General features: G+C 34.6%; 13 protein-coding genes. All 13 read left to right on the top strand.

The window, feature by feature from the left end; translation table 11 throughout:
* Positions 1–69 precede the first annotated feature (69 nt).
* Positions 70–657 carry a hypothetical protein gene (locus tag JJQ60_RS09195; RefSeq protein ID WP_201918912.1) on the top strand — a complete coding sequence of 196 codons (588 nt, stop codon included), beginning with the start codon at positions 70–72 and terminating at the stop codon, positions 655–657.
* A gap of 132 nt (positions 658–789) precedes the next feature.
* Positions 790–1,023, top strand: a complete 234-nt coding sequence (locus JJQ60_RS09190; RefSeq protein ID WP_201918910.1) for a thioredoxin family protein — start codon at positions 790–792, stop codon at positions 1,021–1,023.
* A gap of 71 nt (positions 1,024–1,094) precedes the next feature.
* Positions 1,095–1,817, top strand: coding sequence for a hypothetical protein (locus tag JJQ60_RS09185; protein ID WP_201918908.1), 723 nt, complete (start codon positions 1,095–1,097; stop codon positions 1,815–1,817).
* 5 nt (positions 1,818–1,822) lie between these two features.
* Complete coding sequence (locus JJQ60_RS09180; protein ID WP_201918906.1) at positions 1,823–2,086, top strand: DUF2024 family protein; 264 nt, start codon at positions 1,823–1,825, stop codon at positions 2,084–2,086.
* Between the two features lie 56 nt (positions 2,087–2,142).
* Positions 2,143–2,760, top strand: coding sequence for a MarR family winged helix-turn-helix transcriptional regulator (locus JJQ60_RS09175; RefSeq protein ID WP_201918904.1), 618 nt, complete (start codon positions 2,143–2,145; stop codon positions 2,758–2,760).
* Positions 2,761–2,877: 117 nt separating this feature from the next.
* Complete coding sequence (gene ruvB, locus JJQ60_RS09170; protein WP_201918902.1) at positions 2,878–3,900, top strand: Holliday junction branch migration DNA helicase RuvB; 1,023 nt, start codon at positions 2,878–2,880, stop codon at positions 3,898–3,900.
* A gap of 27 nt (positions 3,901–3,927) precedes the next feature.
* Entirely contained in the window at positions 3,928–5,256 is a 1,329-nt protein-coding gene (locus JJQ60_RS09165; RefSeq protein ID WP_201918900.1) for a cytochrome P450, read from the top strand.
* 7 nt (positions 5,257–5,263) lie between these two features.
* Complete coding sequence (gene queG, locus JJQ60_RS09160; protein ID WP_201918898.1) at positions 5,264–6,190, top strand: tRNA epoxyqueuosine(34) reductase QueG; 927 nt, start codon at positions 5,264–5,266, stop codon at positions 6,188–6,190.
* A gap of 199 nt (positions 6,191–6,389) precedes the next feature.
* Positions 6,390–8,108 (top strand): sodium:solute symporter, encoded by a 1,719-nt coding sequence (locus tag JJQ60_RS09155; RefSeq protein WP_201918896.1) that lies wholly within the window; start codon positions 6,390–6,392, stop codon positions 8,106–8,108.
* 40 nt (positions 8,109–8,148) lie between these two features.
* A complete protein-coding gene (locus JJQ60_RS09150; RefSeq protein WP_236669077.1) occupies positions 8,149–10,062 on the top strand; it encodes an alpha,alpha-trehalase in 1,914 nt (637 codons plus the stop codon).
* 147 nt (positions 10,063–10,209) lie between these two features.
* Positions 10,210–12,510, top strand: a complete 2,301-nt coding sequence (locus JJQ60_RS09145; RefSeq protein WP_201918892.1) for an NADP-dependent malic enzyme — start codon at positions 10,210–10,212, stop codon at positions 12,508–12,510.
* Between the two features lie 130 nt (positions 12,511–12,640).
* Positions 12,641–13,222 (top strand): Holliday junction branch migration protein RuvA, encoded by a 582-nt coding sequence (gene ruvA, locus JJQ60_RS09140; protein WP_201918890.1) that lies wholly within the window; start codon positions 12,641–12,643, stop codon positions 13,220–13,222.
* Positions 13,223–13,227: 5 nt separating this feature from the next.
* Positions 13,228–20,406, top strand: coding sequence for a T9SS outer membrane translocon Sov/SprA (sov, locus tag JJQ60_RS09135; protein WP_201918888.1), 7,179 nt, complete (start codon positions 13,228–13,230; stop codon positions 20,404–20,406).
* The last annotated feature ends 7 nt before the right edge of the window (positions 20,407–20,413 follow it).

Here is a 20,413-nt window from a genome sequence, read left to right as displayed (position 1 = left end):
GTTATTGTGTTTTTCTGCGGACTTTTTTTTGGGAATCAAGAATTGGTTTTTATTAAACCTATTTCATCATTGGCGCTTATTTGGATTTATTTCGAAAATAGAAAAGAGGTTAGTGCTCTGTATCCATGGATTATTATAGTTATTATGGTAAATGATGTATTTGTTCTAAGCGATTTTGATCGATTTTTTAATTATATAGGTATTTTACTGCCGTTGTATTATGTATTATGCTCTTATCTTTTAATGCCATTTATCTCTTTTAAGCAGATTAGATATAAAGAGATTTTTACGCCATCTATGTTAATTGGCATAGTGTTAATTATCTATCTTACTTTTTCTATTCTCAATTTGTTAATGCCCGACTTAGAAGACTCCATCGGTTATGTGGCCTTAATTATTGTTACTTTGTTTTATTATTTAGGATGCTGTTTTATCATCTATTTAAGGAACTTGTATACGCACACGTATTATTTATTAATAGCCGCAAGTAGCTCCATTTTAGTAAACGCAATGTTGCCTATACAAGAACTTTACTACAATAGTCCGGTTTTTGAAGCGATCGTATATTCTGCAGATATTGTTACAATGTTCTTCTATCTAAAGTTTTTAATACTTGCTAAACCTGTTGAAAATACAGATTATCCTGATCTTTTTTAAATCATGTTTGAATCCAAAAGCTAGGATCTTAGTAATATTAAAAATGTCTTAAAATTATATCTAAATTTGATAAAGTTAGGAATCCTTACTATATTTGAATGCAATGTTGCAATAAATTAAATTTTATATCAAATGAGTAAATCAATTTTTTATCACGCAGGATGCTCTGTTTGCGTCGCGGCAGAACATGATATTATCAATTTAATCGGTTCTGATAATGTAGAGGTTGTTAATCTAGGTGAAGATAGAACTAGAATCTCTGAAGCAGAAAAAGCTGGTGTGAAATCTGTTCCGGCACTAGTGGTGCCTAATGGTAATACACTTCATATTAACTTTGGAGCTTCGATAAAGGATGTGAAAGAGTAATTTTTTTAATTCAAAAAGTTAGGAATCCTAATTTAATTAGGATTCCAGGCTTTTTTAAAAACAGACTAAAAATGAAAGTAAAAGTAATTGTATGTTTAAGTTTCATGCTTTTAGGAATAAGTACCAATTCTTGGACCCAAGAAAGTAAATATAAAAATGATGATTTCGCTATTAAAAATGTTAGCGTTACACACAATATAGATCTGGGGATATCTATTTGGGAAATAAAAGTTAATGGGATTGCTGGTAAAACTACCCCTAAAAAAGTAGGTCAACTAGATGGTGCGCCAGTTTTGGGTTATGTGTTTCCTACAAGTCTAAAGCCGGGGGATGTCGGTTTTAGTAATACAGATGGGATTGTTGCCCTGGCACTTACTTCTCACCCAGATTTTGATGATACTCCTTTATGGGATGAGAATAGTGATAAAGTGTATAATAATGATGGGGTCATTTGGCATCCACACTGGGTTGTTTTAAAAGAAGATAAACGAGTAGAAGGAGGGTTATCAGTAAAACAATTTAAGAAAGATGACAAAACAGTAGTCCTACCACCAACAAACCCCGGGATGCTAATGTATATGGATTCGCCTGGTTATCCAGTTGTTTCAAAAAATGATGTGATAAGAGTTATAGTTCCGGATTATAGAATTAATAATCAAACAAGTTTTAAATACGATGGAGTGACCGCTTTTATGAAAGTAAATACAAGTAAACCTGATTTACCCATGTTAGGGGTCTACGAAGTGTTTAGTGTTGCAAGTGGAGATCTATCATTACCCTATAAAGTAAAGTAAAGCGTATGAAAGTTTCAATTTGGGATACTTATGTACATAGAAAAAATGGTACAATCATGCACTTTGATATTGTAGTATCGAGCAATTTAAAAGACGAGCAAGCCATTTTTGAATATGGGAAAGAATTTTTAAAAACAAAACCGCATCAAACAGATGATTTAACAACTGAAGAATGCAGGTTTTGCCATATTGAACAAGCAACTCATGAGATGATATCTGAAATTGAGGATAAGGGATATTTTATCATTGAAATGGAGAATTGTGATTAATTTAATTAGGATAACTAACTTTGCCTGTCAAACAAATTTTGACAGGCATTTATAGTATGGAAAAAAAGATCTTCAATCCGCAAGTACAAGAAAATGATATTCCGAGTAAAATAGTAGCGGGATTGGAGCGAATTTCAGAGGTGTTTAAAGTATTACTGTGGGAAAAAGCAAAGATAGTAGGGTTAAGCCCTATCCAAATTCAGATTCTTATTTTTATAGCATATCATAAACAAGAGTTTTGTAATGTTAGCCATTTAGCAAAAGAATTTAATGTTACAAAACCAACCGTAAGTGATGCCGTTCGGATTTTAAATAAGAAAGAAATGATTCGTAAGGATTTCTCATCTTCAGATAGTAGAAGGTATTCGATAAGGTTATCAGATTTAGGAAAAAAAATAGTTTCCGAAACTGAAGACTTTGCTGATCCTTTAAGAAATCAAATAAAAAATGTTAAGCAGGCTGATTTAGAAAGCCTATACGCCACATTAAGTACATTGATTTATCAGCTCAACCAAAATGGAATTTTGACTGTGCAGAGAACCTGTTATGGTTGCAAATTTTTTGATAAAGTTGGCAATAAGAGTTATTGTAATTTATTAGAAAAAGAACTTTTTACTGCAGATATACGATTAGACTGTTTAGAATTTGAAGAAAAAACAACAGCTAAAAATTAATATCATGATGGTTAATGCCTAAAACACGAAAAGACTTTTCTTTTTAAATTATATTTGCTTTATTGATAACAAATATTCTTCTTTTCTTCTTCAAAAGGAGAAGTCAGATACGAGCATATGAACGAAAATCTTAATCCTACAAACGAAAATTTTTCTAACGAAGACCTGGATATCGAGAGAGCATTACGCCCCCTTGCCTTTGAGGATTTTGCTGGACAGGACCAGGTTCTTGAGAATTTGAAGATTTTTGTACAAGCTGCTAATCTTCGTGAGGAGGCTTTAGATCATACCTTGTTTCATGGTCCTCCGGGATTAGGTAAAACCACATTAGCCCATATTTTATCTAATGAGTTAGGGGTGGGGATTAAGGTAACTTCTGGTCCTGTATTGGACAAACCAGGAGATTTAGCTGGACTTCTTACTAATTTAGATGATAGAGATGTACTTTTTATAGATGAAATTCATCGATTAAGCCCAATTGTAGAAGAATATTTGTACTCTGCCATGGAGGACTACAAAATCGATATCATGATTGAGAGCGGGCCTAATGCAAGAACAGTACAGATCAATCTTAACCCTTTTACACTAGTTGGAGCAACAACACGTTCTGGATTGCTTACGGCTCCAATGAGAGCTCGTTTCGGAATTCAATCTCGTTTACAATATTATACCACCGAATTGTTGGCCACTATTGTAGAGCGAAGCGCACATATTCTTAACGTTCCTATCTCTATGGAAGCGGCTATTGAAATAGCAGGTAGAAGTAGAGGAACACCTCGTATTGCTAACGGATTGTTGCGTAGAGTACGTGATTTTGCTCAAATCAAAGGGAATGGTAAGATAGATATAGAAATCTCAAAATTTGCACTAAAAGCACTAAATGTTGATGCGCATGGATTAGACGAGATGGATAATAAGATTTTAACCACCCTAATCGATAAGTTTAAAGGAGGTCCTGTAGGGATAACTACCCTTGCTACTGCGGTTAGCGAAAGCGCAGAGACGATTGAAGAAGTGTATGAGCCGTTTTTAATTCAGCAAGGATTTATAATGCGAACTCCACGTGGTAGAGAAGTTACCGAAGCAGCGTATAAGCATTTGGGTCGTGTAAAAGGTGGAATCCAAGGAGGATTATTTTAGACTTCATGATATATTAATATTAGTCATATGGGAAATACTATTCCGGTAGTTTCTTTTTTAACAGTACTTAAAAATGCGAGTCGTATTCTTAAGAATCCATTGCCATTTCATCATGAAAATTTTGAGAAACATGGAAACATCTTTAGAGTCCAACTAGGTTTTGGTCATAGTGTACTCTTTACACGTGATGCAGGTTTGGCTAGGCATACGCTTCAAAAACAACATAGAAACTATTATAAATCACCATTGCAATCCAAAGACTTGGCTAAGTATATAGGTGAAGGGTTGTTAACTGCTAATGGAGAAAAATGGTTAAAGCAAAGAAGGTTGATTCAGCCGGCTTTTCATAAAAAAAAGCTAGAAGAAATCATCGGCACCATCCAAAGTGTAATACGTGAGGAGTTATCAAGAATACTACCTGATAAAACAATAGAGGTATTTCCATTGATGAGTGATTTAGCCTTTAAAGTGGTCGCAAAATCATTGTTTAGTTATATTGATACAGGAAATACTATTTCGAGATTACAATACATTACTCAAGCTGCTCAAAAAACCTTAATAAAAGAAATTAGACAACCTTATAAGCGATGGTGGTTTTATCTTAGTGGGAAAACACGTAATACATTAAAACTTACGCAAGAAGCCAGGGATATTTTAAATAGTATTATTGAAGAAAGAAAAAATTCTGACAGTAGTTATAATGATTTATTGGATATGCTCTTAGAATCAAGATATGATGACGGCAGCGCTATGGATAATGAGCAGTTAATAGATGAAATCCTTATCCTTTTTACTGCAGGCCATGAAACTACTTCTAATGCTTTGACATTTACGTTACTGTTATTAGCGCTCCATCCCGAAATACAAGAAAAAGTTTATAATGAAGTCTCTGGAAGTACAGAAAGAATCTCGGCAATGGAGCTGGTTGCAAAATATCAATACACCAAACAGTGTATCGAAGAATCTATGCGATTGTACCCGCCCGCATATTTTTCTGATCGTGTGGCCATTAATGATGATCAATACGATAGTATGATGCTAAAAAAAGGAACTACAATTCTAATTTCATTTTTTGAAATACATAGGCATGCTAGTTTATGGGATGCGCCATCAACATTTAATCCGGATAGGTTTGATCCTAGCATAGATAAAAAAGAATACTCTGATTGGTATTTTCCTTTTGGAGCTGGTCCAAGAATGTGTATTGGTAATAATTTTGCAATGTCTGAAATGATTCTAACAATAAGTGAGGTAATTAAAAAATATAAAGTAACTACTGAATTAAAAGAAGTAAAAATCCAACCATTGATTACATTAAAACCGTTAGAATCTGGATTGAAGTTTACAAAGAGATAAGCGATATATGAATGCTCGGGCAAAACATACGCAACTTATTAAAACCGAAGCAAAACGTTTAGGGTTTTTGTCATGTGGTGTTAGTAAGGCAGAGTTTTTAGAGCAAGAAGCACCTAGGTTAGAAAAATGGTTAAACCAAAATATGCATGGAGAGATGCGATATATGGAAAATCATTTTGATAAGCGCCTTGATCCAACAAAACTGGTTGAGGGGTCTAAAAGTGTAATATCGGTATTGCTTAATTATTTTCCTTCTGCAAAACAAAGTGATCCCGATGCACCCAAAATATCCAAATATGCATATGGTACCGATTATCACTTTGTAATAAAAGATAAACTCAAGCAATTATTACAGTATATCCACCAAGAGATTGGAGATGTACATGGTCGGGCATTTGTAGATTCTGCACCAGTACTGGATAAAGCCTGGGCAGCAAAAAGCGGTTTAGGATGGATCGGAAAAAATAGTAATTTACTTACTCAGCAAGTAGGTTCGTTCTATTTCATTGCAGAACTAATAGTAGATCTCGATTTAGAGTATGATACACCGGTTACAGATCATTGCGGAACATGTACTGCCTGTATCGATGCTTGCCCAACTCAGGCCATTGTAGATCCTTATGTAGTAGACGGTAGTAAATGTATTTCGTATTTTACTATAGAGCTTAAAGAAGAAATCCCCAGTAGTTATAAGGATAAATTTGATAATTGGATGTTTGGTTGTGATATATGTCAAGATGTGTGTCCATGGAATCGCTTTTCAAAACCTCATAATGAACCCCTTTTTAATCCAAAACCTGAGCTGTTAGAAATGACCAAAAAGGACTGGGAAGAGATTACACAAGAAGTTTTTTCTAAAGTTTTTCAAAAATCTGCCGTGAAAAGAACAAAGTTTTCTGGATTGCGCCGAAATATTGAATTTTTGAAACAGTAGTGTTTTTCGTTGAAAATTTAATAATACAAACGTTTGTATTATTAGTTTTTAATATTTTGATTCACAAAATGATACTCATTTTACAATAATCTTGTATATTCATCATGTTTTTTTGAAAAAAACGGTTTAGTTTTTAAAGCTTCCCCCAGATCCTTTACTTTAAAAACAATAATCTTGATTTAGCATAAATACTTCACACATGAATGGATTATCATATATCGACATTGCTGTTATCGTAGTTTATTTGATAGGGATCATTATCTATGGGATATCAAAATCTAAAAGAGGAAGCTCTGAAGATTATTTTTTAGGAGGTCGAACCATGACTTGGCCAATTGTAGGGATAGCATTATTCTCTGCCAATATTTCAAGTTCTACGTTGGTAGGATTAGCATCTGATGGCTTTCAAACCAATGTTAACGTATACAACTATGAATGGTTTGCTGTTGTAGTTTTAATCTTTTTTGCGATATTTTTTCTTCCGTTTTATCTCAGGTCTGGGGTGTATACGATGCCAGAATTTTTAGAAAGGCGCTATGATAGTCGATCAAGGTATTATTTTTCCTTTATTACTGTCGTAGGTAATATTTTGGTAGATACGGCTGCGGGATTATATGTAGGTAAAATAGTATTAACGCTTTTATTTCCTTCTCTAGATTCAACTTTGATTTTAATAATACTGGCTGTTGCCGCGGCAGCTTATACCATACCAGGAGGTTTGAATTCTGTAATTCAAACTGAAGTTATCCAGGCCGTATTGTTGATATTAGGCTCTTGTTTGCTTACCTATTTTGCATTTGATCAACTTGGTGGCGGATGGTCTGGTATGATGGCTAAACTAGATACTATGTTATCCTCAGGAGAGGTCAACTTTGGAGATAGATTAGTAGAAGGCAAGTATATACCACAAAATTCTGATGAAGTATTTAGCTTGGTTCGACCAGATAATGATGAATTTATGCCTTGGTGGGGTCTGCTTACTGGTGTTCCATTGCTTGGATTTTATTTTTGGGCCAATAATCAATTTATGGTGCAGCGTGTTTTGGGAGCAAAAGACCTAAACCATGGTAGATGGGGTGCACTCTTTGCGGGATTATTAAAACTACCTGTAATATTTATTATGGTAGTACCGGGTGTTTTGGCATTATTGTTATTTAGTACTCTTGATATTTCAGGTCTTAATTATGAATTAACGAATGGAACCATTTGCAATAATCTTTCAGATTGTCCTAATCTTACTTATCCGGTATTATTATTTCAATTATTACCAGTTGGAGTATTAGGATTGGTTGTGGCAGGATTAATGGCGGCCATGATGTCATCAGTTTCGGCAACATTTAATTCTGCATCTACTTTGGTAACTATGGATTTTGTCAAACAATTAAAACCAGATTTAACAAGTAAACAATTAGTAAGAGTTGGTCAAATTACAACGGTTATCTTGGTGGTGCTGGCTATTTCCTGGGTGCCTTTTATTGAGAGTGTTAGCGATTCATTATGGACATATTTGCAATTGGTAATAGCGTATACATGTCCACCAGCGGTGTCTACTTTTATTTTAGGAATGTTCTGGAAACGAGCTAACGGTACAGGGTCAATTGTAAGTTTACTAACAGGTTTTTCATTAGCTGTATTGATGATATTATCTCAAACTTTTGACTGGGTCCCAGAAGTAAATGAACTTCATTTTCTGGCAAAAGCAACTTGGTTGTTTGTTATTTGTGTTGTAATTCATGTTACTGTAAGTTTAGTAACCAAACCACAGTCAGAACATCAAATCAATGAGTATACCTATAAAAAAGAAATGTTTGCCGAAGAATCAAAAGATCTTGCTGGCCTTCCATGGTATAAAAACTATAGGACACTATCTGTTATTCTTTTGATTGTAACGGCTATCGTTGTGGGGTTCTTCTGGTAAAAAGAAAGAGGTTATGAGTATAAATGGTTGTATTCGGTGTTTGAGTGTAATTCTACTTTGCTTTCTGTTGATTCGTTGTGCACCAGAAAAAGCTCAAAATTTAGAGTACAGCTCCGTTTTGGAAAGTCTTGTTAACCAGGAGGATACAGATGGTGATAAAAAAATTACTATCGATGATAAAGGACCAAAAAAGTTTGAGTTTATCGATAAAAATGGGGAATCTCATAACATTGAAGGAACGTATTATTTGTCAAATTTGTTGCAGGAGTTAGCTATTGTAGCAAAAGATGATACAATTTCAATAGAGAGAATAACCGAGGCTCCTTCTGCTCGTATTTCTCGTTTAATCAAAACTCGATTTTGGGATAACCTTACTCGATCTATTGATAAAAATGGTTTAGAAAAAGTTTTAGAAGACACTAAGTCTGATACAGATACTTTGCGATTATATATTCCTTTTGATGATAAGGATGCGATTAGGTATTTTCAATCATTAACCAAAGAATACAAAAAACTGAAAGTTGTTATTCTTCCGAAGAAAATCACACCAGAATATGTCAAAACCTTAAATAGTAAACCCGGTATTTTGAACCTCGCACATACCAAACAGGATGAAAATTATCAAGGAATACCCTTTGTGGTACCTGGAGGTCGGTTTAATGAAATGTATGGATGGGATAGTTACTTTGAATCTGTGGGGTTATTAATTGATGATAGAGAGGATTTGGCAATGGCCATGGCTGATAATTTTGCATATCAGATCAAGCATTATGGTAAAATCTTAAATGCAAATCGCAGTTACTACCTTACGCGTACACAACCTCCTTTTTTTAGTTCTTTACTAGTAGAGATTTATCAAGAAAACCCACAAGTATCAAAGGATTGGCTTGCAAGTAACCTGAAAATGGTAATCAAAGAGTATGAAACAGTTTGGATGAAGAATGGAGTCCGCTTGACAAATACAGGATTAAACCGTTTTTATGGTGAAGGGATTGGAATGCCACCAGAAACTGAAGAAGGTCATTTCGATTTTATATTAAAAGAATTTGCAGCAAAGCATAAACTCGATCTTGATACCTTTAAAAATATGTATCAAAAGGGTGAAATTATTGATGAAGAGTTGAGTCAATATTTTATTCATGACCGATCAATGCGTGAAAGTGGGCATGATACCTCTAATCGTTTGGATGATATATGTGCTGATTTAAATACCGTAGGTCTTAATAGTTTGTTGTATAAATATGAAATTGATATTGCCTATTTAATCAAAAATGTTTTTGAGGATAGTTTTGAAATTGATGATAAACAATATACTAGTCAGTTATGGTTAAAACAAGCTGAAAAACGGAAAGGGTTAATGAATACGTTGATGTGGAACGAAGAAAAGGGATCTTTTTATGATTATAATTTTAGTGCCCAAAACCAAACTCAAATAGAATCGGCAACAAATTATTATCCTTTATGGGTGGGGATTTGTACTCAAGATCAGGCTAATCGTTTGGTGGATAACTTGTTTGAGAATTTGGTTCAAAAAGGAGGTATAGCCAGTACTACCGATATTTCAAATACTGCAAGTGTTGATGCACCACAACGCCAGTGGGATTATCCTAATGGTTGGGCACCACATCAAATGTTGATCTGGAGAGGGTTGCATAATTACGGATTTGCGTCTCAAAATCAAGAATTAGTGTATCGATGGTTGTGGATGATTACAAAGAATGCAGTTAATTACAATGGTACAATCCCTGAAAAATATGATGTTGTTCAATGTACCCATAAGGTATATGCAGAATATGGAAATGTAGGAACAGAATTTGACTATATTACTCCAAGTGGGTTTGGATGGATGAATGCTTCCTATCAGTTAGGAATGAGCTTTTTAAATAATGAGCTAAAAGAAAAATTAAATAAACTAACTGATCCTGATGAAATTTTTAATAAAAGAAATCAATAATTAGTAAATCTTCAATTTAAATGTTAAAAAAACATCTACTTTTTACTATTCCTGATTTTTTCAAAGATAACAAGGTTTAAATTTCCGCATCTCATACAGACTTGTACCTTTGTATACTTAGTATTCGCACATTTATCTTGATTTAGTATGAGTATCGAAAGTAAAAGAAGAGAAGCTTTAGTATATCACGCAAAGCCTACCCCCGGTAAAATCAAAGTTGTTCCAACCAAAAAATATGCCACACAAAGAGACTTGTCTTTGGCATACTCTCCTGGTGTTGCAGAACCATGTTTGGAAATAGAAAAGGAAAAATCTAATGTATATCGATATACGGCTAAAGGAAACTTGGTTGCTGTAATATCTAATGGAACTGCTGTTTTAGGACTTGGAGATATAGGTCCAGAAGCATCTAAACCTGTTATGGAAGGTAAAGGACTTTTATTTAAAATTTTTGCAGATATCGATGTGTTTGATATTGAAGTTGATACCAAAGATGTAGATGCCTTTATAGAAACGGTTAAGAATATTGCACCGACTTTTGGAGGAATAAATCTGGAGGATATAAAGGCTCCAGAGGCCTTTGAAATCGAGAGAAGGTTAAAGGAGGAGCTAGATATCCCTGTGATGCATGATGATCAACATGGAACGGCAATCATTTCGGCCGCGGCCTTATTAAATGCCTTAGAACTTGCAGATAAAAATATTGAAGATGTAAAAATAGTAGTTAGTGGTGCTGGTGCTGCTGCAGTATCTTGTACACGACTTTATAAAGCCTTTGGTGCAAAAGCAGAAAACATTGTCATGACTGATAGTAAAGGTGTAATCAGAAAAGATCGTGATAATTTAACACCAGAAAAAGCCGAGTTTGCTACTGATCGTGATTTAAATGAGCTAGAAGATGCGATGAAAGATGCTGATGTCTTCATCGGTTTGTCTATGGCAAATTTAGTAACTCCGGATATGTTGTTAACAATGGCAGATGATCCTATAGTTTTTGCCATGGCAAATCCAGATCCGGAAATAAAATATGATCTTGCTATCAAAACACGCAAAGATGTTATTATGGCAACCGGTAGAAGTGATCATCCTAATCAGGTAAACAACGTGCTCGGGTTTCCGTTTATTTTTAGAGGAGCGATGGATGTCAGAGCAACAGGAATCAATGAAGAGATGAAGATGGCGGCAGTAAAGGCGTTGGCCGAATTAGCAAAAGAACCAGTTCCTGAACAAGTAAATATCGCATATGGAGAAACTCGCCTAAATTTTGGAAGAGAGTATATTATCCCAAAACCCTTCGATCCAAGATTAATAGCAAAAGTACCACCTGCCGTTGCCAAAGCCGCTATAGAAAGTGGAGTGGCTACAGAGCCTATTACAGATTGGGAAAAATACGAAGATGAACTTCTGGAAAGAATGGGGAATGATAATAAGCTTGTTCGATTATTATTAGATAGAGCAAGAACAAATCCCAAAAGAGTTGTATTTGCAGAGGCAGATCATCTTGATGTTTTGAAAGCGGCCCAAACCGTAAAAGAAGAAGGTATTGCTTTTCCGATTTTATTGGGTCGAAAAGATATCATACTGGAATTGATGAAAGAGATAGATTTTGACCCTAACGGCATTGATATTATTGATCCAAAAGCTGATGAAGAATGCGAAAGAAAAAATCATTATGCGAAGAAATATTGGGAAGCTAACAAAAGAAAAGGAATAACCTTATATGATGCGCAGCGTTTATTAAGAGAGCGTAATTATTTTGCGGCTATGATGGTTAACGAAGGAGATGCAGATGCATTGCTTTCGGGATATTCTCGCAGCTATCCTACTGTGGTTAAACCCATGCTAGATCTTATTGGTCTTGCCAAAGGAGCAACACGTATAGCGACTATGAATGTTATGATGACCGATAGAGGACCCTTATTTATTAGTGATACGTCTATCAATATCGATCCTTCTTCAAAAGACTTGGCAAAAATAGCACAAATGACCGCCAGAACAGTAGAAATGTTTGGTATCAAACCAGTTGTGGCGATGCTTTCTTATACTAATTTTGGATCATCAACACATCCAAGTGCTTCAAAAGTACAAGATGCAGTAGCTTACCTGCATCGATATTATCCAAATTTGATTGTAGATGGAGGTTTGCAAATGAACTTTGCATTAAATAAAAAAATGCGTAAGGATAAGTTTCCGTTCTCTAAGCTTAATGGTCAAAAAGTGAATACATTAGTGTTTCCTAATCTCGACGCAGCTAATAGTAATTATAAATTGCTGAGCGAATTAAATAATTCAGAGTCTATAGGGCCTATTATGATGGGGATGAACAAGCCTGTACATATTCTTCAATTAGGAGCTAGCGTAGAAGAAATGATCAATATGGCTGCAGTAGCAGTTATTGATGCACAAGAGAAAGAAAAAAGAGAGCGTGAATTGTCTCTAATATCATAACGTTAAAAACTTAGGCTTCAAATATGAGCCTGTTAATAAGCTTTAAAAGATCCTTTTTAAAGCTTATTTTTTTATCTCAATTTTGTAGTATAATTTTATTACATTTGGTTGCTTAACATCAACTTAACAAATGATCACACATATCAAGGGGAGGCTTATAGAGAAAAACCCTACTGATGTAATAATAGATTGTGGAGGAGTGGGGTATTTATTACATATCTCATTACATACTTTTTCATTGATTCCAGACGAAGAAGTACTACAGTTATATACACATCTCCAGATTAAAGAAGATTCACACACCTTATTCGGTTTTGCAGAGAAATCTGAGAGAGAAATTTTTAGACTTTTAATTTCCGTTTCCGGAATTGGTGCCAGCACTGCCAGAACCATGTTGTCTTCATTACATCCAGATCAAATAAAAGAAGCTATTGCTTCTAATGATGTACCTACTATTCAATCAATAAAAGGAATAGGAGCCAAAACAGCTCAACGAGTAATTATTGATCTCAAAGATAAAATACTTAAAGTATACAATATTGATGAAGTTTCAGTGTCCCAAAACAATACTAACAAAGATGAAGCGTTATCTGCTTTAGAAACCCTTGGATTTAATCGAAAGCTTGCTGAAAAAGCTGTTGATCGAGTTCTAAAAACTACCCCCAAAGAAACAGTTGAAAATATTATTAAACAGGCACTAAAAAATTTATAAAAACATTGAGTTCGTTGAATTACTTTCAGTTTAATTTTTTTAGGATAGTAGTATGTTTGATAGCACTTTATAGTGGGGTGTTACACGGTCAAGAAAACGAAACAGTTCGAGACTCGACAAGTACTACATTTTCTTTAGGAGAAATTTCTTTACCAGACCCTAACAGTATTGTTTCTAAATATGAGTATGATCCTATTACCGATCGATATATTTATCGTGAGATGTTAGGGGATTTTAATGTAAGATATCCTTTGTTTTTAACACCAAAAGAATTTGAGAACCTGGTTGCTGAAGAACAAAGAAGAAATTATTTCAAAGAAAAAATAGAAGCATTTAGTGGTAAAAAGGATGGTAGTGAAGAGAAAAGAAAAAATTTACTCCCCATATTCTATGTAAATTCTGGTTTTTTTGAATCTGTTTTTGGAGGTAATGAAATTGAAATAATACCTCAAGGATCGGTAGAAATGGATTTAGGGTTGCTGTATACGAAGCAAGATAATCCAGCATTTTCACCTCGTAATAGAAGTAATTTTACATTTGATTTTGATCAAAGAATTAGTCTGAGTTTATTAGGTAAAATAGGAACCAGATTACAAGTAACTGCAAATTATGATACAGAATCAACGTTTGATTTTCAGAATCAATTTAAGATAGAATATACGCCTACCGAAGATGATATTATACAAAGTATTGAAGTAGGTAATGTAAGTATGCCATTAAATAGCTCTTTGATTCAAGGAGCACAAAGTCTTTTTGGTGTTAAAATGGGGCTGCAATTTGGTAGAACTACAATTACCGGGGTGTATTCTGAACAAAGATCTGAAACCAGATCTGTAAATGTAGAAGGTGGAGGTACCGTTGAGGATTTTGAGATTAAATCTTCAGAATATGATGATAATCGACATTTCTTTTTGGCTCATTATTTTAGAGATACATATGATAGGGCATTAGCAAATTACCCTTTTATTAATAACAATGTTCAAATTACTAGAATAGAAGTGTGGATAACGAATCGTGCTACAAGTGCACAAACACTTACTAATGCTCGTAATATTGTGGCACTTCAGGATCTTGGAGAATCTGCTGTGGATGGTAATTTTACCATTCCACCATCTTTGTTTAATCCGGGATCGGGCTCTTTTCCTGATAATAGTAATAATGATCTGGATCCAACAAGTATTGGACCAGCTGGTCCGGTTACTGATGCAATACGTCAAATCCCAACAGTACAACAAGGTTTTACAGGTGCTATATCAGGGTTTAATGAAGGTTTTGATTATGCAATTTTAGAAAATGCAAGAAAACTAAATACTAGCGAGTATACCTTAAATACTCAATTAGGATATATCTCGCTTAATCAACGCTTAAATAATGATGAGGTTTTAGGGGTTGCATTTCAATATACTGTTGGAGGAAGGGTTTTTCAGGTTGGAGAGTTTGCTAATGATGGTGTTGATGCAACTATTGGAGATACAACAGGAACAGATGATGTGCAGGTTGGTTCAAGCCAGAGTTTAGTAGTAAAGATGTTAAAAAGCCCTATTGTTAATGTCGATCTACCGATTTGGGATTTGATGATGAAGAATATCTATAGCACAGGTGCATTTAGATTAGAGCAAAGTGATTTTAGGCTTAATATTTTATATTCAAACCCATCTCCTGTAAATTATATAACAGCAGCAGAAGGTTCAACGGTTCCATTGCCAGATGATGTAGAGCAAACCACATTACTTAAAGTGTTTAACCTGGATCGTCTTAATCCAAATAATGATCCGGTACAAGGTGGGGATGGCTTTTTTGATTATGTGCAGGGTGTTACAATAGATTCAGAAAATGGTAGAATTATTTTTACTACTATTGAACCTTTTGGAGAGCATCTTTTTAATAAATTAAATAATACTGTAGGAGCTACTTATACCAATCCCGATTCATATAACCCAAATCAGGCGCAGTATGTATTTAGGGATTTGTATACGCAAACTAAAATTGTTGCTGAACAAAGGTCTGCTAATAAAGACTATTTCAGACTAAAAGGAAGGTATAAATCCTCTGGGCAGGATGGGATTTCTTTAGGAGCGTTTAATGTTCCTCAAGGTTCTGTAACAGTTACTGCCGGTGGTAGAGTTTTACAAGAAGGAGTCGATTATTCTGTTAATTATCAGTTAGGAAGGGTTACTATTTTGGATGAAGCATTATTGGCTTCTAATACCCCTATTGAAGTTTCTACAGAGAATAATGCGGTTTTTGGGCAGCAAACAAAGCGTTTTACAGGAATAAATGTTGAACATAAATTTAGTGATGATTTTATCATTGGAGGAACCTACCTCAATCTTAATGAAAGGCCTATAACTCAAAAATCTAATTACGATTTTGAGCCTATTAACAATACAATATTAGGGTTTAATGTTGCGTATGCTACCGAAGTACCTTTCTTAACCAGAATGGTTAATAAATTACCCAATATTGATACCGATGTACCTTCAAATGTTTCCGTAAGAGCAGAAGCTGCATATCTTATTGCGGGAGCACCAAAAGGAGCAGATTTTGACGGTAAAGTTACTACGTATATTGATGATTTTGAGGGAGCTCAGACTAGAATTGATGTTAGTTCACCATTGTCATGGGAACTGTCGAGTGTGCCTATTGGTTTTGGCGATCCCAGTAATCCAGATAGTAACTCTGTGGTTAGAGGAGTAGAATCCGGATTCAAAAGAGCAAAACTATCATGGTATACTATTGATCCTGTGTTTTATGCAAGAGGAGGTAGACCTAGTGGTATAACAGATGAGGATGTGACAGCTCCGGCAACCCGACAAGTACTTGTTGATGAGGTTTTTCCTGATACTGATATTGAGCAAGGAAGAAATTTATCCTTATTTACATTTGACCTTAATTATGACCCTACAACTAGGGGGCAGTATAATTTTAATCCGGCCTATGCGCCAGGAAGTAGTTTACCAACACCAAACCCACGAGAAAATTTCGGGGGAATTATTAGGCAAATAACATCCACTAACTTTGAACAATCTAATGTTGAATTTATCGAATTTTGGGTATTAGATCCTTTCTATCGAGGTGAAGGAGGAAATAAAGAGCCACTTACAAATGATACCAATGGAACAATTGTTTTCAACTTAGGAAATATCAGTGAAGATGTATTAAAAGATGGTAGAAAACAATATGAAAATGGGTTGCCAGAAGTAACTTCAGATAATTTTACTCCAACAGACTATAGAGCTCAGGTTCCTGTAAACCAATCTTTGATTTATGCGTTTGATTCTGAAGACCAGGCAAGAACCAATCAAGATGTTGGATATGATGGATTGAATGATGCACAAGAAGCTGCACAATATGGAGATCTAGGATTTACAGGTAATGATCCGGCGGCAGACAATTATACGTATTTCCTACAAGCCAGTGGAAGTATTTTAGATCGGTATAAAAATTATAATGGAGTTCAAGGAAACTCACCGACTGATGTTTCTAATGATGATCGTGGTAGTACTACTTTTCCTACTGCGGAAGATGTGAATAGAGATAATACCATGAATACTATTGATAGTTATTTCGAATATGAGATTCCTATTTTTAGCGGTATGGGTATTGGTAATGATAATAATACAGGGTATATCACCGATATTAGACAAGGTACTGCTGTGGTGTTAGATCGAGAAGTGGAGTATCGTTGGGTTCGTTTTAAAATACCAGTATACGAACCTACCAGGGCTATAAATGTTAGTGATTTTAGATCGATACGATTTATGAGAATGTATCTTACGGATTTTGCTGAGCCGGTTTTATTGCGTTTTAGTAATATGGATTTAGTGCGAGGAGATTATAGAAGATATATTGTTGAAGGGAATACAACTAATGATCCAACCAGTGGTTTGAATGTTTTTGGAGATAGTGAGGTTATTGTTACTTCAGTTAGTGAAGAAGAAACACCCAATTATATATTACCTCCGGGAGTAGTGCGCGAGCAGTTTAATAACAACAATAATATAATAAGACAAGATGAACGATCCTTGGCGCTAACGGTAAATGATCTTCAATCTGGTGATGCAAGAGGTGTGTACAAGAATTTTAATATTGATATGCGTCAATATGAAAACTTTGAGCTGTTTATACACGCAGAACCAGTTCCGAATCAACCTGCTATTAGTAATGGTGATCTCAAGGCTTTTGTTAGAATGGGGAATGATTTTACAGATAATTTCTATCAGATAGAATTGCCCTTAGAGGTGTCTAGTCTTAGTGATACAAGTGCTGATGATATATGGCCTGAAGGGAATAGATTAAATTTGCCACTAGAATTACTACAGCAGGTAAAATCTGATGTTCTGGGAGATGAAAATTTAAGCGTGACTAATCTTAACTTTATTGATGGTCCAAACAATATTAGAGTAGGGGTTAAAGGTAATCCTAATTTTGGTGATGTGCGAGTGTTGATGGTGGGTATTAAAAACGATAGTGGCGATAATCAATCTGGGACGGTATGGTTTAATGAAATGCGCCTTAGTGATTTAAAAAATCAAGGTGGTTGGGCTAGTGTTGGTAGTTTAGATGCTAATATTGCAGATTTTGCTAATGTTAGCGCGTCTGGAAGAATTAGCACTATTGGATTCGGGGGTATTGAACAGGGACCTAACGAAAGAAGCAGAGAAGATGTTAGGCAATATGATCTGACTACCAATGTTAATATAGGGCAGTTATTACCAAAAAAATGGGGAATTCAAATTCCATTTAATTACAGTAGAGGAGAAGAATTAATTACTCCTCAGTTTGATCCAGAATTTCAGGATATCGAACTACAGGACAGATTAAATAGTATAACAGATTCTGCAGAAAAAGAACGAGTAGAAAGACAATCAACAGATTATACAAAGCGAGAAAGTTTTAATGTAATAGGATTGCGTAAAGAGAGAACGGGTGATGCTAAACCCATGCCATATGATGTGGAAAATTTTACATTTTCAGGAACCTATAATAAAACCGATCATCGTGATTTTGAAATAGAAAACTCTTTAGATCAAAATGTAAGACTTGGAGCAACGTATGATTTTAGTTTTCAACCAAAAGAAGTAGAGCCTTTTAAGAAAATTAAGCTTTTAGGAAAAAGTAAGTATTTTGATTTGCTTAAAGATTTTAATTTTAATCTTCTTCCTACTAGTATCTCTGTAAGTTCAAATATCAATAGACAATATAATGAGCAGGTTTTTAGAGATATTACTTTAGGGCCAGATGATATACGATTGCCAACATTATATCAACGTAATTTTCTTTTTGATTGGCAATATGGATTCAATTACAACTTGACCAAGTCACTGAATGTAAACTTTACTTCTGCAAATAATCGTATCGTCAAGAATTTTATTGATGATAATAATCAAGTAGATAATACGATTAATGTTTGGAGCGGCTTTTTTGAAATAGGAGACCCTAATACACTTAATCAACAACTGCAGGTGAATTATGAAATTCCGTTCAAAAAAATACCTTTATTTAAGTTTATGCGTGCAACATATTCTTATAATGCCGATTTTCAATGGGTAAAAGGAAGTGAAGTTCTAAAAACACTTGATGATATTCCTGATTTAGGAAATACAGTTCAGAATGCGAATGTGCATACCGTTAATGGATCATTAGATATGAATTCACTTTATAGGTATGTCGGGCTTACCAAAAGGAAGCCGGGGCGAAGAAACCAGAAGAGAAAGAACAAAAAATCGAAAGATGGAAAAAAATTAGGAGTTATAGAAAATGCCAAAGAAACTTCTAAGAAAACGAATCCAAGAAGCAGAGGGAAATTAAGTGTTGGGGATAAGGCATATAATACGTTAATCGGATTAGTAACTGCTGTTAAAAAAGTAAGTGTTAATTATCAACAGGATAATGGTATTTTCTTACCAGGATATGTTAGAGAACCTGGTTTTGTTGGAACATTAAAGCCAACGACCGGTTTTGTTTTTGGTAGCCAGGCAGAAATCAGAGATATAGCGGCTCGTAATGGATGGCTTACGCTGTATGAAGATTTTAATGAACAGTATCAAGAGGTTGAAGGAAGACAGTTTAATGTTCAAGCTTCTTTAGGGTTACTCAAAGATTTTAAAATTGATATTAGTGCAAACAGAAACTATACTGAAACCTATACTGAGAATTATCGTGTAAATAATGATCTGGAGTATGAATCACTTACGCCGAATACTTTCGGTAATTTCACAATCTCTACTTTACTTATAAAAACAGCATTTAGTTCTAGTGATGAGTTTAATTCTAAAGCGTTTGATGATTTTAGACAAAATAGGCAAATAATCGCTGATCGTTTGGCTACCGAGTTTTATGGAACGTCAAATTTTCCAAGAAGCACTGAGGTGGAATCTAACGGGTATAGTTATCCAGTAGGTTTTGGTCGAACAAATCAGGCTGTACTGTTACCTGCCTTTTTATCTGCGTATTCAGGGTCTGATGCTTCTAAAGTGAAAAAAGGTGCATTTAGAGATGTCCCGCTTCCAAATTGGGATGTTAAATATACAGGTTTAATGAATTTGAAATGGTTTAAGAAAAGATTTAAACGTTTTTCTGTGGCTCATGGATATCGTGCAAATTATACCATTAATCAGTTTCAAACAAACCTTGAGTTTGTAAATAGAGATGATATAGATCAATCGGGTAATTTCAGAAACCCAGTATTGTATTCGAATATTAACTTAACCGAGCAATTTAGTCCTTTAATGAGATTAGATATGGAAATGAAAAGCTCTGTAAAAATTCTGGCAGAATGGAAAAAAGACAGAGCCTTAGCACTAAGTTTTGATAATAATTTACTTACCGAAATTCAAGGAAATGAATACATTATCGGATTAGGGTATAGACTACAAGATCTTACGTTTACAACTAAAATAGGAGGGCGAAAACAGGTGGTTAAAAGTGATCTTAATCTTAGAGCAGACTTGTCATTACGTCAAAACGAAACGCTAGTCCGTTATCTGGATTTAGACAATACTCAGATTACCTCTGGTCAAGATATTTATGGCTTAAAATTTACAGCAGATTATGCGTTGAGTAAAAACTTAACAGCCTTATTCTTTTACGATCACACATTTTCAGAATATTCTATCTCAACAGCTTTTCCACAAACAACAATACGAGGAGGGTTTACATTGCGATATAATTTTGGGAATTAAGAAGGGT

The sequence above is a fragment of the Aquimarina mytili genome, assembly GCF_016735115.1.
Lineage (GTDB): Bacteria > Bacteroidota > Bacteroidia > Flavobacteriales > Flavobacteriaceae > Aquimarina > Aquimarina mytili.
This window is presented reverse-complemented; position numbering and strand designations above follow the sequence as displayed.

Coding starts and splice junctions, on each gene's coding strand:
- JJQ60_RS09190 (WP_201918910.1), top strand. CDS start 790: ATGAGTAAATCAATTTTTTATCACGCAGGATGCTCTGTTTGCGTCGCG.
- JJQ60_RS09175 (WP_201918904.1), top strand. CDS start 2,143: ATGGAAAAAAAGATCTTCAATCCGCAAGTACAAGAAAATGATATTCCG.
- queG (WP_201918898.1), top strand. CDS start 5,264: ATGAATGCTCGGGCAAAACATACGCAACTTATTAAAACCGAAGCAAAA.
- JJQ60_RS09155 (WP_201918896.1), top strand. CDS start 6,390: ATGAATGGATTATCATATATCGACATTGCTGTTATCGTAGTTTATTTG.
- ruvA (WP_201918890.1), top strand. CDS start 12,641: ATGATCACACATATCAAGGGGAGGCTTATAGAGAAAAACCCTACTGAT.
- JJQ60_RS09180 (WP_201918906.1), top strand. CDS start 1,823: ATGAAAGTTTCAATTTGGGATACTTATGTACATAGAAAAAATGGTACA.
- JJQ60_RS09165 (WP_201918900.1), top strand. CDS start 3,928: ATGGGAAATACTATTCCGGTAGTTTCTTTTTTAACAGTACTTAAAAAT.
- ruvB (WP_201918902.1), top strand. CDS start 2,878: ATGAACGAAAATCTTAATCCTACAAACGAAAATTTTTCTAACGAAGAC.
- JJQ60_RS09185 (WP_201918908.1), top strand. CDS start 1,095: ATGAAAGTAAAAGTAATTGTATGTTTAAGTTTCATGCTTTTAGGAATA.
- JJQ60_RS09145 (WP_201918892.1), top strand. CDS start 10,210: ATGAGTATCGAAAGTAAAAGAAGAGAAGCTTTAGTATATCACGCAAAG.